The sequence below is a fragment of the Pseudoalteromonas sp. R86517 genome (assembly GCF_042466295.1).
Taxonomy (GTDB): Bacteria; Pseudomonadota; Gammaproteobacteria; order Enterobacterales; family Alteromonadaceae; genus Pseudoalteromonas; species Pseudoalteromonas atlantica.
Genome location: NZ_JAXHCB010000002.1, coordinates 120,564 through 134,828, shown reverse-complemented (window position 1 = coordinate 134,828; position 14,265 = coordinate 120,564). Strand labels below are relative to the sequence as shown.

Genomic DNA, 14,265 nt, shown 5'->3' with positions numbered 1-14,265 from the left:
ACTGAAGCTTATTAATGAATCGCCCCGTGTTTGCCAGAGACTCAATAACTTGAGAAACTGGAACTATGAAAAAATCAAATCGCTATACATCAGAATTTCGTGAACGTGCAATTAGGCTTGTTACCACACAACAGCATGAATACCCTTCTCTTTGGGCTGCGCTAGTATCGATTTCAGATAAACTGGGATGTACCCCAGAAACACTTAGAGCATGGGTCAAGAAATCTCAAGCTCAACCGTCTAAACCCTCTTCTAATACGCAATCAACTGAAGAACGCCTTGCCGTCTTAGAGCGCGAGAATAAAGAGCTCAAGCGAACGAATGATATCCTGAGGCAAGCTGCCGCTTTTTTCGCCCAAGCGGAGCTCGACCGCAAACAGAAGTAATAGTGGATTTTATTGATGCTTGCAGAGAGCATTACGGTGTCGAGTCAATTTGCAAGGAATTGCCGATTGCACCATCAACGTATTATTCTCATAAACAGATACAAAGAGAGCCTGAGCGACTGTCTAACCGCAAAAAGCGTGATGCTGAGCTGATAATACTCATTCGCGAAGTGTGGGAGGATAATATGTCAGTTTATGGTGCAAGAAAAATATGGAAGCAGCTACAGCTTGACGACCATCAAGTCGCCCGCTGTACAGTCGAACGATTGATGCGAGTTATGGGAATTCAAGGTGTTCGTCGGGGTAAAGCACATAAGACAACGATACCTGACGAGCAACAAGATAAGCCACTTGATTTAGTTAATCGTCAATTTACTGCTGAGCAGCCAAATCAACTTTGGGTAGCTGACATCACCTATGTTGCCACATGGAGTGGGTTTGTTTATGTCGCTTTCGTGATAGATGTTTTTTCACGATACATTGTAGGTTGGCGTGTATCAACGACAATGCACACAGAGCTTATTCTTGATGCGTTAGAGCAAGCTATTTGGCATCGTGGCAACCCCGAAGGGTTAATTCACCACAGCGACAGAGGCAGCCAATATTTGTCTATACGATACACTGAGCGACTTGCTGAAGCTGGAATTCAAGCGTCTGTAGGCAGTGTGGGTGACTCTTATGACAATGCATTGGCTGAAACAATAAATGGATTATTTAAAACAGAGATTATTCGCAGAAATGGCCCGTGGAAGAATGTTGATGCTGTTGAATACGCAACGTTAGAGTGGGTCAATTGGTTTAATAATCAACGCTTATTATCTTCAATTGGGTATATTTCACCAGCTCAATATGAAACAGACTACTATGATAATTTAAACGAGTCAGGTAAAGTGGCCTGACTTAAACAAACTGGTCTCCGATGAACTCGGGGCGATTCATAAATCAATAAATGTTCACCTATGTGAAAACCCTACAATGAATACATTATTCGCTATATCAAATTGCTTTTTACAATATATGCTTTCTTAAAGTCTTTTATTGGAAAGCGAAAAACTCCAGCTAATACATTTTTATATCTATATTTTACTGTAAACACCACTTTTCACATCGACCCCATTTTGGGGATTATTTTTCTTGTTAAATATTTGTTAGTTTAGTAACATTCAAAAACAGTCCAGTATAGTCAATACCATTAACTATTAATCATATTTAGTCAGATAATATAAGGTATAGAATGAAAAAAATAAAACTATTGGGGTTCCTTAGTATTGCTCTATCGCTGTCAGCGACATCAGGTTTAGCCCAAGCAGTGCAAAATAGTTGCACCAAAAAGCCATTTAATCCTGCCAGCGGAAATTATTCACAACTTGTTGAGGCGCTGCAAAGAGCTACTAATACCGGTGTTCCAGTTACAATCACTGGTGATTTTACTATATCTAAGCCTATTACTATCGTTGTTAGAAAAGATTTAACGGTAAATGCATCAGGAGCTAGCTTCACTTCGGCAGCAGGGCTTGATGGCGACATGTTTAGTATTGATGCGGTGAAAAGCGCTTCTGATCAATGCCGTTATTCTAATAAGCGAAACGCAAACGTGAGTTGGGAGGGGGGTTATTTTGAATTTTCAAAATCTGATAACTCAGCCGTTGTGCCAATTCAAAGCCTTGTACCACCTTCTAAACAGGGAGTTCAGAAAACAGGTGATGCATTATCTATAAGAGGTGCGTGGACAAATGGACCCCAGCGAATAAATAACGCACTTGTTGATGATGTGCTAATGCGAGGAACGTTAGGTACTGGAAAGGTTTTTTCGGATGCTGGCGGTGATAGTGGTGTATTTATGAGTTCAGTAAAGCGTGGTGAAGTAAGAAATAGTGAGTTTTACGGTATTCGCGATGCGGGTATTTATGTGTCTGCTAATGGCCAAAATGCGAATATGCGAAGTGAGTACCACTTAATAAATAATGTTATTAAGCGTGCATATGACGGTATATCCTCTAAGCGTGGTGCTGATGGTATAGTGATGCGCGGTAACGAGATTGTAGACACTGCAGTTGGGCTTAGCATTAAGCAAAACTTGCCAGGGCGTGTAGCGTCAAATATCACAATTGAAAATAACGAAATCAATCGCTCTGTAAGAGGGATATTATTAGAAAATACGCGTAACTCCAAAGTAAACAATAACGCCATTGTAAACTTAGGTGGAAAGGTTGCCGGTTCCGAGAGTGCGCTAGGCGGTGGCGGTAAATATAGAGGAGTAACTTTTGAGAACCTTGGTGGTACTTCAAACCAGGTGAAAAATAATAATTTCAGTGCTGATGGCTCAACTTCGCAGAGACGTAATAAAACAGTGATTGCATTGTCTAAGCAAGGTAATGCACCTATTAGTATCACCGGAAATACTTATAATAGTTATATTGATATTCGTTCTGTAAACGAATAATGGTGACTTGTTGGTGTTAATAATGACATTACGTAAAGTTACACTTTTGATCGGTGTAACTTTATTTGCATTACTCTTCGTGCAGCAAATACTGCAATCAGAAAATGATACACTAGATGATTTGAAGAGACTGAGTGTTGATGACTTAGAAAATACCTTTCCAAAAAAGGAGGTCTTGGTAGAAAAAGACGTAATTATTTCGCCGCCTTTTTTACATAAACAAAATTTCAGTAGTGTTAGTTTTACTAGAGATATAAATAGTTGGATAGAAAGGTTAGGTAAACCCATGTCAAATGACGATATTATTTCATCGTCAGAAGTGATGCTAAACAAAGTCGCTCAACTAGCAGAATCTCAACCTGATATCTATTATCAGTTACTTAATACATTAGTTGATTTGCCGCATGGTGAGCATCGTATTTATTTGCAAAGAATTTTAGCGCAAGGTACTACAGAACAAATTAAAGCAGTAATTGACGAATTGCTATACCACCATATTGACGAAAATCGCACTTTTGCGATTCAATTATTATTTTCATTAGATGATAAAGCTGCGCAGGCGCAACTGTTAAATACAGTATTTAATTTATATTTAAGTGAAATTGAACAACTCCAATTATTAAGATTTTTAGCCGATGCTGAACACGCTAAATTAGCAAACTTACACCAAGCCTCAATTGAAACCCTTTACCAGTATTCGCAAAGTCTCAATATAAAAAATACAGCATTAGAGGTGCTGCTGAACAATACTAGTTATACTGATTTATCGGTGTATGAATTATTAGTTAAGTCGGATCCTGTAAGTGAAAGCCATATGCTACGTATTATCAGAAGCTTAGCCATATCGGAACAATCTAAGTTAGGCGATATAGATACATTATTAAATCAGTTATATTATATGAAAAGTGATTCGTCACAGAGTATTGAAAATAAGGCGGTTATTGCCGATATTCTGACCTTACTGAATGCTTAATAAACTTACTAGCACAATATTTAGGCTTACTATTGTGCTAGTGAATATAATTTTCCCCCCCTGGTTTCATGATAAGGTTTTAATTGTATTAAATTATTAATCTATCTTAATAATGCGTACAGGGCCTAATAATCCGGAGCTCTGAAGTATTCTATTTTTCTCTTTTGTAAAAAAATTATAACCTGTGAAAGTCACACGCTCACTCTTTGGTGGTGGCTCATTTGCATTGAGCCAAGGTACAGTTGTACCTGTCATTTTATAGCCACTGGTATCTGGAAGTGCCTCGTCACCAATTAATCGGTTCACCCATGTATTAGTTATTTTTACTTCGAGTTCATTGCGACCAACCTTGATTGTTTTACTGATGTTTAAAGCGAATGGTGGTTTCCACAATGTTCCTAACTTTTTACCATTAAGAGAGACTTCTGCTATTTGCTGTACTTCACCTAAATCAAGATAAATCGCTTTATCAGAACTGATTTGCTCCTTAGTGATAGAAAATGTTTTGGAATAATTCGCGGTGCCAGAATAGTGTCTTATTCCTTCATTTGGGTGGGTACTCCAATCCTGTAATTTATCAAATGTTACTGATCCGGGACCTGCCAAATTTTGGTCAAACTCAATATTCCACGAGTTGTTTAGCTCTTCTATTCTCCTTTTTTCCTTGTCTTTTAGGTACATATCTGTAACAAGTTGAGAGTGTGCACCGTTATATTGTGGCGTGTTTTTATCACGACGAATCAAAATAAATCGGCTCGCATAAGGCTCAAGCACTAAGTCAAATATGATTCGATTACCGTCTCTGCGGTAATTTTGGATTTGTTCAATAGTGCCATCCGTATTGTTCCAAATCTCCGGTGAGCCGTCGCCATCACGTATTTCGATGTTGATTTGTTGAAACTCTGGCTTTTCACTGTGAAAAAAGTATAAGTCATTACCGTCAATGCGGCGTTTTGCAAAAACTTTTACGGACTCGTCGTTTATTAAAAGATCAGGTTGTAATTTAAGTTCCTTAATTGTCTCAGCAAGACTTAAGTTGCTTACAAGGCCTTTTTTATAAGCCTTAATGGTGCTTGCAGTATTTGGCCAAAGCTCATCAGTAATTTGCTGAAATTTGTCTCTATTTGGCCACTCGCTGAACCCGATCACATCTTTCGGTTTGTTACCAATAACGGTTGCACCAGCAGCTACTAACGACTGTATCCGTTTTAACGTTTTTAAGTGGAGATAATCAGTTTTGGTTAAGTATAATGCTTTATATCGAGTACCTTCAGGTAAGACAAGCCAGCCATCTTTTACACTTATACGGTTAAGCAATACATCGGTATTAGTGAAGTCGTGACCAAAACCTGCTGGTATTTCAACATCACTATTTCCTCGTACTGGTGCAACATCGCCTACATGTACTAAAAAATCAGCGTCCGGCACACCTTGTTGTAATAGGTACGATCCGCGGGCTAAATATTTAAACCAATGCGTCCCCCCGTTATTCCACCATGTTTGAGTGCGATCAATATGAGACCCAATTGAGTCCATTGTCATACCCGGCTTAATATGATTGTTGGGCTGATGTGCAAAGCGGTGGAACATGGTCTCGTTAATGCCTCGAGCCCACATATGATCACCATGATGTTTGTAATAGAATGGGTGGCCTTTCCAGTTAACGGTTGTAGAGGTAAATGACTCCGCGGAGATGATTTTTTTACCGTAGATATGACCTGATGAAATAGCAGCACTGGTTCGCCCATGATAAACCTTGTCTGTACCTGGGAATGATTTCACCCAAAACTCGCCCATTAAACGGTCTGCTTTACCGCCTGAGGCTAATTCATCAAAAGGGCCCCAGCCATAAGGTTCAATGTATGACTCTAAGCCATATTGGTGTGATAAACGAGTAAACTCACCAAAGTAGTTTTCAACCATTAAATCTGATTGATGCTGGCGTAGCTCTTGTAAAATAGCTCCTGTATGTTCTGCTGATTCAATTACGCGGCCAGTTAGTAAAGGTAACCACTTAATTAAGTCGTAACCGAACTTTTCTTGGAAGGTTTTTTCTATCCCTGTGGTCCAGTTTTGTCCACCCACTTCATAGCTATCAATTTCAGTTGTTTTTAGTGAGTTAATGCCTTTTGCTTGCACTTTTTTTACTAATTTTCCTACAAAAGCATCAAAGTGGAACCGTAAGGCTTTTGCATCAAACTTATCAACCTCTAACCCTTCACCTTCAACTGTCGCGGGTACATTATAAGCGCCGGTACTGGTGTAACCAAAACGCAAGACGCGCCATTTACCTTTAGGGAGTTTGATGCCTTTTTTGGGTAACTCGCCACGATTCAACACTAAAACATCTTTTGCTTTAGTAATCGCAGATTGATTAATTTTAGGTGCTAAACTTACTCGGCCTCGTTCCATCGAATTCATCGAAAACCAATCATCAATTCGCGGCACTGACCATAAGTCAAAGCGTTTTAGTGTTATAGGTTTGTCAAACACCAAACGAAAGAATTTGGCTTTATAGCCATCCGTTTCTTCACTAATAAGCTGCGGGCTAAAAGCCCATAGTCTTGCTCCGGGTCGAGGCCGCCTTAGCTTTTTAACGACGGTAGTGAAGTTAATACCATCAGCTGATATTTGTAATGCTGCATCACCATGACGGTTAGGGGTTTCAATATGTAAACTACGCAATGTGGTTGGCTTATCAACTTCTACTTGTACCCAGTAGTTATTGGCTTTATTTTCTTTGAAAGTTAATGTGCTATCCCAGTCATTGTCGGTGAGCAGGTCAGCATTTAATGTAGGATCTGAAACAGTCACTTTCGCATTAGCAAACGCGTTACTTTGGTTATATTTATTTGCAGGTAACGCAATAACTGCAACATCACGATAAAATTGCTCATAGAATCCTGGCTGAGGGGGTAAAAATAGTTGATTATCTTGGCTTATTTTTACAGCTTTCTCTGACCAAGTGATCCTTTTCATCGATATTTCAGGTGTAACCCAAGGACCACCACTTGAAGTCCAACCATCGGCGTTATGAATGCCAAACTCAATGTTATTTTTATCGGCCTGTGCGGCTGCATGGACAAGATGGTCATAAAATTCTTCAGTGCCAAATCGAATTGGACCATCTGATGAATAGGGCCTATTACGGCGATGTACATGAAAAAATATAGCCCCTCCAATGCCCGCTTCTTTCATGGTTTTAAAGTCTTGAGTAAACCCCGGTTTACTCAAGTTACCGTTCATTGCATGCATCCACGTTTTAGGTAAATAATTTTGTTGGGGATCATTAAACGAGTCAGGGGATAATTGTTCTGCTAAGGCATTTAGAGAAAATACAGCTATAGCTAATGGCAGAATAGTATGAGTCTTGAATTTCATATTGTTCTCTTTAAAAATTTACGGTACTAATTTAGCGTTTGGCTTAACCCACTTTAGAACGCTCTATTAGTTAGCTTTAGGTGCAACGTCCTGATAGCTAATATCTTCCCCTTCGGCTTGACGAACTTCGTCCAGATACATAATCATGTCTTGGTTACGGTTGACGTATTTACCCCAAAGATACCAACCAAATGAAGGGTAAACTCCCATGTCATCGTTATAGCCAATTTTAATATGTGTACGGTTAACCATTTGCTTACCATCCACCCAAATAGAAATTGCACCGTTATTTTCAAAGGGGTCTGTTTTTACCTTGATAACAAAATCGACCCAGCGGTCTTGGTATTCGGCTAGCTTAGCTGGAACATCAAAGGTTTCATTATCTTCACCATGACTACTTGTACTGGTCTTTTTACTGTCCCATGAATAGCCAATATTAAAGCCATTCTCCACTAAGTTTATTGAAAGTGGTGGGATACGATTTGGTTCTTTATTTTTGTCTCTAGCTCCATGAATTTGAAAAAATAGAGCACCTTGGCCATCCTCTAGTTGTGTTTGTTCGCTAGGAAAATAAGCGCTAAAGCCGTACCAAACAGTCGCTAATGTCGTGCTGGCTTTATGCCCATGAACCATCGCTTTACGGCCTGTATTATCGAGCACTTGAGGGTCACCATTGTATTTTTGAGGTTCATCATGCTGCCAATGTAACTTTGCTGAAAAACTGCCGAAACGTGCAATTGAACTTTCTACCGAAAAGGAATGCGGTCCTTGAAATTGAGTGAACAAAAAATTTTTCGGTAGTGCTCGATTGAGTCCCGGCTGGTGTGTACTTATACTAAGGCTGGTATTTTCCGCATTCCATCCTCTTTGTTCAAATGATTCATAGATCACCGAATCAAGACGCTTAACCTCAGAATTACTATTAGTTTTATTGTTGACAGGGTAACTCGGTGTACTGAGTGATTCCTGAGTATCTGCAGTGTAATCATTGCTATTACAACCTGATAAAAGCACTGCCAATGCTGCGAGCTGAAAGTATTTATTTCGCATTAATCAAATTCCTACTTAGTCTTATTTTTAGGGCTCTATTACCACTGGATCTGATATTTTTGCACCGCGAAAGAGGGCAGTGTGTTGTCTATTTCTACTAATGAGGTAGAAGCACCCTTACTTTCCTTGGTCACAGATGTGCGCCATTCACTCCAGTTGAGCGTGTTGATTTTTCCATATTTGGGTAGGCTTTCTTTATAGACTTTAAGTCCGGCTTCGTTTAATGCGTTAGTCGCTGATGCAGTTGGGTGAGCATCGTCTTTGCGCCAGCCTCCTTGGCTTTGCGGTATCATGGCATTAGGGTGATCTGCAAAAAATAATTGATCAATATTGCTTGCGTTATCAATTTGCGCAACTCTGTATTTAAACTTGGTACCAACTGGCTTACCGACATTTAATGAAAGTGAGATTGGCTCGGGTGCTTGATATTCCATGTTTTCTTTATTAAAGCTAAACATAAGAATATCAATGTTTTGGTTGTTTGAGTTTTGAGAAAATATACCATCAATATAATTTCCACTGATTGATTGAGTAACACCTCGTATATTACGGTAAAAAGTATTGCCAACCATATCGATGAGTGCAAGTTGCGTCATTGCTTCCGGACTATAGGAGCCATCTCTTGCATTACCCCATTGGTAAACATCTTTTATGTTTTTCTCGAGCATCATTTTTGACAACATGGCAAAAAAAGCAGAGTTGTGCGACGTTGCCACACTGACGAAACCAGCACGTTTCATTTTTACGATAAATTTATACTCATGAATCTCAAAACGGGCATCATCGTTATAATCAGGGTGCTCGAGAATTGGTGCTATTTGCGTTTGATATACTTCATGCATATCCATTTCATGGGGGTGAGTAATATGGGGGTAATAGGAAATGGCTAAAAAGTCATAGGGTACGTTATTTTGTTTTGCCCAGCTGACAAAGCTTGGAGCATAAGCATCCTCAGTGTTGCCTGTATAGTCAATATACTTACTTTTATGGGTCGCTTCTCTAAAGTGAGTACCAACTATGGCATTAGGTAGCACAGACTTTATTGCTAAAACGGTGTTCTGATAATGTTTAAAAAACTCTTCTTGAGTGGCGGCCCAATGCTGTGGCCGAGTATCTATTTCTGAGCCAATTCTGAATCGCCAATTATTTACTTTTTCTTCGCCATAGGTTGAAACTAAGTGCTTTATGAACGCTGAAATATAGTTATGCCAGGCTTTTGCGTCTTTTGGCGGTAAACCGTTACCATAAACGCCGACTCGGTCTTTGGCTAAATAATGTATGCCATCAGGCTCGTTGACAAAGTTATAACCACGCTGGAATGCCCAAGGAGGGTTATCTAACACTATTTGAAATATATCCCAATCACTTTCAAGCCAACTATCAATGCGATCAGTCGCGGCTTTAAAATTGTAGACGTATTTCTCTCCATCCCAAATATAAGTATCACCAGTAAGATCTTGGTTGTACCAACCACCTAGCATACGGACAGTATTAACTTTGGCTTTTCGACCAAAGGTAGCTGGTTTAGATTTAGGGTTACCGCGCTCGGTCCTTACTGCGATATCATAAAAATCATAAATCTCACCTAGCTTTGCTTCATCGGAGGTGAAGTCAGCAGTGAAAGTATGTGTCATTTCATTTTGCTGTTCGATCATATTATCTTTATGAAATTCCGTTGTAGCAGACGATTGGCAGCCAGAAATACAAATACAGAGTGTAATTAATGTGTGCTGAAGTAGTTTCATTGTTTTTTCTTAATTGTTTTTTATGTGACGTTTTTCATAAAACGATGGAGCGTCTTGTGGAAATTTTTCATGTAGAAGGGTTTTTAACCCTTGTTCAAGCGTTTGATATTGCCTCTGGCCAGACACATTAGCGGTTGCGACAACGCTGGCTGTGTGATTGTAGAGCTCAGTACTCTTAATCCGTTGCGTTTTAGCATCTCGCCATTCTGTATAGCGCCAAAGGCCGTCCGTCACTGTCACTCCCATGATTTTTCCACGATTAAATAAGCTATAAGCAGCTTTCTTAAATGGCATGTCAGGGTTATCTGCTAAGGCTAATAAGCTTTTACCATCTATGTTAGGGGTGGGGAGTCCGGCTGCTTGAGCTAGAGAAGGGAAAATATCAACGTTTTCGACAAGTGCGCTTGATGTTACACCTGCTTGTCGGTTTTCATGTGATAACTCACGGCTGATAATAAGGGGAACCTTTGTATCTAATTCCATATTGGTGTGTTTATTCCACGCACCATACTCACCTAATTTATATCCGTGATCGCTCATAAACACGACCATTGTATTGTCACGTAATCCCATTTCATCTACTGCTTTCATGACTCGGCCAACTTGTGCATCCATGTAACTTACTGATGCGTAGTAAGCATGAATAAGCGTTTTAGTGAGCTCATCATCAACATCACCTTTTTTCGGAATGCCGCCATACATGCGAAGCTCCCCCCACTTGGTGAGAGCTAGCCTATACATATTCTCTGGTTTATCTCTACTTGGAACTGTGAACTGCTCTCGATCATAGAAACCCCAATATTTTTTTGGGGCATTAAAGGGGAGGTGTGGCTTACTAAAGCCTACAAACATTAAAAATTTATCATCTTTAAGTTGTTTTAGAGTATTGATTGCATCCGTTGCTACTTTGCCATCTTTATAAAAGTTGTCATCTACGTCGCCAGCTTCATATGCGAATCTAGCTTTTGAGTTTTCAGCGATAGCGTAAAAGTTATCCAGCTTTTTAATATGTGTTGACCAGTTTTCTTGGTCGTCCGTTACACTGTGATAAACCTTGCCTATGCTGACAGTTTTATAGCCGTTTCCTTTAAAGAGTTGTGGCATAGAAACAATATCCGGTTGATTTGGGCGCAGGCGGCCATCCCTGCGAATTGTATAAAGCCCGGTCGTCTCAGGACGTAATCCAGTCATAATACTGACACGAGACGGCCCACAAATCGCTTGTTGTGCATAAGCATTGGTAAATTTTACGCCTTCATTCGCCAGTTTATCTATATTAGGACTTTTTACATCTTTGTGACCATAAACGCCAAGATCATTACGTAAATCATCAACCAAAAAAACGAGTATATTGACGGGGTCTTTAGCCTTTTTGCCATGCATTTCATGTTTTGTTTGGCTTGTACTGCATGCTGTAAGCGCTAGCATTAGTAATGCAGCTATATAATTAAATTTTGCCATTAATCAGGTACTCCCCAGGTGTTAATCTTTTCTTAGGGGTAACAGCTTTGCCTTGCTTTAAAATTGTTACGTTATTTAAATGAGCCAAATCTAGTATAGCTGTGGAGTTCTTTGGTACTGTGAGAGAAATAGATGCTTCATTCCCCTCTAATGTCCAATTGAGTTCAATGGCACCATTTGTTGTTGGTATGGTTCCGCTAACCTGATTTAGATAATGAGAAAATTGTGGTGAAACGTTAAATTCTCTAAATCCTGCTTCTATAGGCTTAACACCCAATATTCCTTCATAGAACCACCTTGATATAGTGCCATAAGCGTAGTGGTTAAGAGAGTTCATTCCTTGTGGGTTAAAGCCATTTTCTAATGAATAGGAGTTCCAGCGTTCCCATGTTGTCGTTGCGCCATTGTTGATTGAATAAAACCATGAGGGATAACTTTCTTTAAATAATAGTTGATAGACTAAATCGCTACGGCCAGCTTTTTGCAAAGCTGATGCTAGTAGCGGTGTTCCCAAGAAACCGGTGCGAAGGTGATTGTCAGCTTTATCGATGAGCTTAATAAGTAGGTGCTGTGCTTTTTTAACCTCTGCTTGCTCGAGTAGATTGAACTCCAAAGCAAGCAGATAAGCTGTCTGCGTGGCCTCACCTTTTTTTGGTTTTAGGTTTTGATCAAAGAAAGTGTTTCTAAACGCGGCTTTTATTTGTTGATGCAACTTCGTTAGTTGCTCTATATCAGCCTGCTGGTTAAGTACTTTTGCTGTTTTTAGCGTTAACTCTACAGAACGAGCATAGAATGCCGTACCAATTAAACTGAAATCTGTATCACCTCGGTTTGCTTTTTTCCCCTGCGCTTTCGGGTAAGGTTGTAACCAGTCACCAAACGTTTGCATGTTAGAAATGAGATTATCACTTTGGCTCTCGTGGTACTTTAGCCAATTTTTCATCATACTGTAGTTATCTGATAGAACTGATTTGTCGCCAGTCATCATGTACAGTTCCCAAGGAATAATAGTGGCGGCATCACCCCAGCCTGAAGAGGTCCATTTTATCCATTCAACATACGGGATATACAATGGAATTTTGCCATTATCAGTTTGTTCTTCACGCATACTTTCTAGCCAGGCCGACCAAAAACCATACGCATCAGCCATGTACATTGAAGGCGTAATAAACGCATTGGCGTCACCTGTCCATCCAAGTCTTTCATCTCGCTGGGGGCAGTCTAAGGGGACATCATAAAAGTTACTTTTAAGGCCCCAGTTAATATTTTCGAAAAGCTTATTTAACTTAGTATGAGAGGAATGAAAGTTATCATACAGCTTGATATCTGAATGCTGTACGAGCGCTTTTACCCAGTCCTTAGAGGGGGTTTTTGAGGTATCAAACCCAGATAATTTTATGTACCTATACCCATGAAAAGTGAACGTTGGCTTGTATGTAATTCGTTCAGATTTGGTTGGGGTGAAGTAGTTAGTTGATAATGCACTGCGATAGTTATCAGTATAAAATTCGCCCATATGTAGTGCTTCAGCAAATTCAACTTTTATTTTTTGATTGGCCAATGCCGGTATTTTTATTTCAGGTACACCGACCATGTTTTGTCCAAAATCAAATACCACACTATCTTTTGAAATATTCATAATTTTGATAGGTGAAAGTTCATCGATGATTCGTATAGGCTCGTGCCTTTTTGGGCTGAGCTTAATAGTTGGATCTATTTTTTGTGTGTACACGCTTTGCCATTTAGCACTATCAAATTCATTTTTATTCCAATTGGGCTGCTCTAAAGCTTGTGCATAATGTTCACCATCGTAATTACTAGCAAAACGAATAGGACCATTTTGAGTTACTTTCCAAGATTCATCTGTTTTGATAATTTGTTTGGAGCCATCAGTAAATTGTATTTCAAGCTGAGCAAGTAAAAGAGGGGAGTGAGTATGATCTGTCTCTTTTAAATCGGCTATCCGTGCTGAAAACCAGCCTCCTGCTAATATTGATGCAAGAGTGTTTTCCCCTAGTGTTAATTTATCAGTCAAGTCATACGTAAGGGTTTCTATTCGTTTACTATATGGTGTCCAACCCGGTGTCATTACGTCAATTTTAGAAACTTCTTTACCATTAATGTAAGGTTTAAATACACCTTTAGAAGTAATATATAAACGCGCTTTGTTTATATTTTTGTTGATATTGAATGACTTTCTAAAATATTGGGGGGTAGCGATAGTACTCTTTGATGGTTTTTTGGATTGCTTGGTTTCTGGATGACCGATCCAATGAGCCTGCCAATCTTTATTAGTCAATAGCCCAAGCTCTATACTTTGCGGTTCACTCCATTCGGAGGGTCTGCCTTTTTCATCCCAAACTTTAACACGCCAAAATACGTTTTGTCTTGAAGAGAGAGGCTGCCCTTGGTATTGAATCCAACTAGTCTTAGGTGAGTTTACCTTTTTACTATCCCATAAATCTGGCTGCTCAGAAAGTAAGTCTAAAGTTGTGCTTACCTGGATTTGATAAGATGACTGGAAATTCGAGTGAGTTTTTTTTGCTATTTCCCATGAAAAACGAGGTTTACTTTCATAATAACCAATGGGTGATTCAAAACCTTCACCTACTTTTAACTCTATGGGAGCAGCAATTGATTCAAAGGCTTTTTGTGTAGAACTGGGCGTTTCTCTTTCACTACTGCACGCTACGTTTAAACACATAATTGATATGATAATCAACGGCTTAAAAAATACCTTAAATAAACAGTGTTGTCTTGATTTATTCATTTTTTGTGTGTGTATGTTAATAAAATATTTCTTTACAGTAACATTAAAACTGTCAT

General features: G+C 39.3%; 8 protein-coding genes and 1 other annotated feature. Of the genes, 3 read left to right on the top strand and 5 right to left on the bottom strand.

The window, feature by feature from the left end; genetic code table 11:
* Positions 1-65: 65 nt before the first annotated feature.
* The 3 genes from SJY38_RS16615 to SJY38_RS16605 all read left to right on the top strand — a co-directional run bounded on the left by SJY38_RS16615 (position 66) and on the right by SJY38_RS16605 (position 3,802).
* Positions 66-1,285, top strand: a protein-coding gene (locus SJY38_RS16615; protein WP_223230517.1) for an IS3 family transposase whose coding sequence is annotated in 2 segments (ribosomal slippage) — positions 66-354 and positions 354-1,285 — 1,221 coding nt in all. Because the reading frame shifts where the segments join, the coding sequence is not laid out codon by codon here.
* Positions 344-460, top strand: a sequence feature (AL1L pseudoknot). It overlaps the preceding gene by 117 nt.
* 335 nt (positions 1,286-1,620) lie before the next feature.
* Complete coding sequence (locus SJY38_RS16610) at positions 1,621-2,829, top strand: hypothetical protein (protein WP_377110300.1); 1,209 nt, start codon at positions 1,621-1,623, stop codon at positions 2,827-2,829.
* Between the two features lie 22 nt (positions 2,830-2,851).
* Positions 2,852-3,802, top strand: coding sequence for a hypothetical protein (locus SJY38_RS16605; protein WP_377110299.1), 951 nt, complete (start codon positions 2,852-2,854; stop codon positions 3,800-3,802).
* Between the two features lie 96 nt (positions 3,803-3,898).
* Here SJY38_RS16605 and SJY38_RS16600 read toward each other — a convergent pair whose 3' ends face one another.
* The 5 genes from SJY38_RS16600 to SJY38_RS16580 all read right to left on the bottom strand — a co-directional run bounded on the left by SJY38_RS16600 (position 3,899) and on the right by SJY38_RS16580 (position 14,209).
* Entirely contained in the window at positions 3,899-7,183 is a 3,285-nt protein-coding gene (locus tag SJY38_RS16600) for a glycosyl hydrolase (protein ID WP_377110298.1), read from the bottom strand.
* 66 nt (positions 7,184-7,249) lie between these two features.
* Positions 7,250-8,233: a heparin lyase I family protein gene (locus tag SJY38_RS16595; protein ID WP_377110297.1), complete on the bottom strand. Its 984-nt coding sequence runs from the start codon at positions 8,231-8,233 to the stop codon at positions 7,250-7,252.
* A gap of 38 nt (positions 8,234-8,271) precedes the next feature.
* Positions 8,272-9,978, bottom strand: a complete 1,707-nt coding sequence (locus SJY38_RS16590) for a hypothetical protein (protein ID WP_377110296.1) — start codon at positions 9,976-9,978, stop codon at positions 8,272-8,274.
* A gap of 9 nt (positions 9,979-9,987) precedes the next feature.
* The gene (locus SJY38_RS16585; RefSeq protein ID WP_377110295.1) at positions 9,988-11,439 is read right to left on the bottom strand and encodes a sulfatase; all 1,452 of its coding nucleotides are present in this window, start codon (positions 11,437-11,439) and stop codon (positions 9,988-9,990) included.
* Positions 11,426-14,209: a family 78 glycoside hydrolase catalytic domain gene (locus tag SJY38_RS16580; RefSeq protein WP_377110294.1), complete on the bottom strand. Its 2,784-nt coding sequence runs from the start codon at positions 14,207-14,209 to the stop codon at positions 11,426-11,428. Before SJY38_RS16580 ends, SJY38_RS16585 begins: the two co-directional genes overlap by 14 nt.
* Positions 14,210-14,265: the final 56 nt, after the last annotated feature.

Coding starts and splice junctions, on each gene's coding strand:
- SJY38_RS16610 (WP_377110300.1), top strand. CDS start 1,621: ATGAAAAAAATAAAACTATTGGGGTTCCTTAGTATTGCTCTATCGCTG.
- SJY38_RS16605 (WP_377110299.1), top strand. CDS start 2,852: ATGACATTACGTAAAGTTACACTTTTGATCGGTGTAACTTTATTTGCA.
- SJY38_RS16600 (WP_377110298.1), bottom strand. CDS start 7,183: ATGAAATTCAAGACTCATACTATTCTGCCATTAGCTATAGCTGTATTT.
- SJY38_RS16595 (WP_377110297.1), bottom strand. CDS start 8,233: ATGCGAAATAAATACTTTCAGCTCGCAGCATTGGCAGTGCTTTTATCA.
- SJY38_RS16590 (WP_377110296.1), bottom strand. CDS start 9,978: ATGAAACTACTTCAGCACACATTAATTACACTCTGTATTTGTATTTCT.
- SJY38_RS16585 (WP_377110295.1), bottom strand. CDS start 11,439: ATGGCAAAATTTAATTATATAGCTGCATTACTAATGCTAGCGCTTACA.
- SJY38_RS16580 (WP_377110294.1), bottom strand. CDS start 14,209: ATGAATAAATCAAGACAACACTGTTTATTTAAGGTATTTTTTAAGCCG.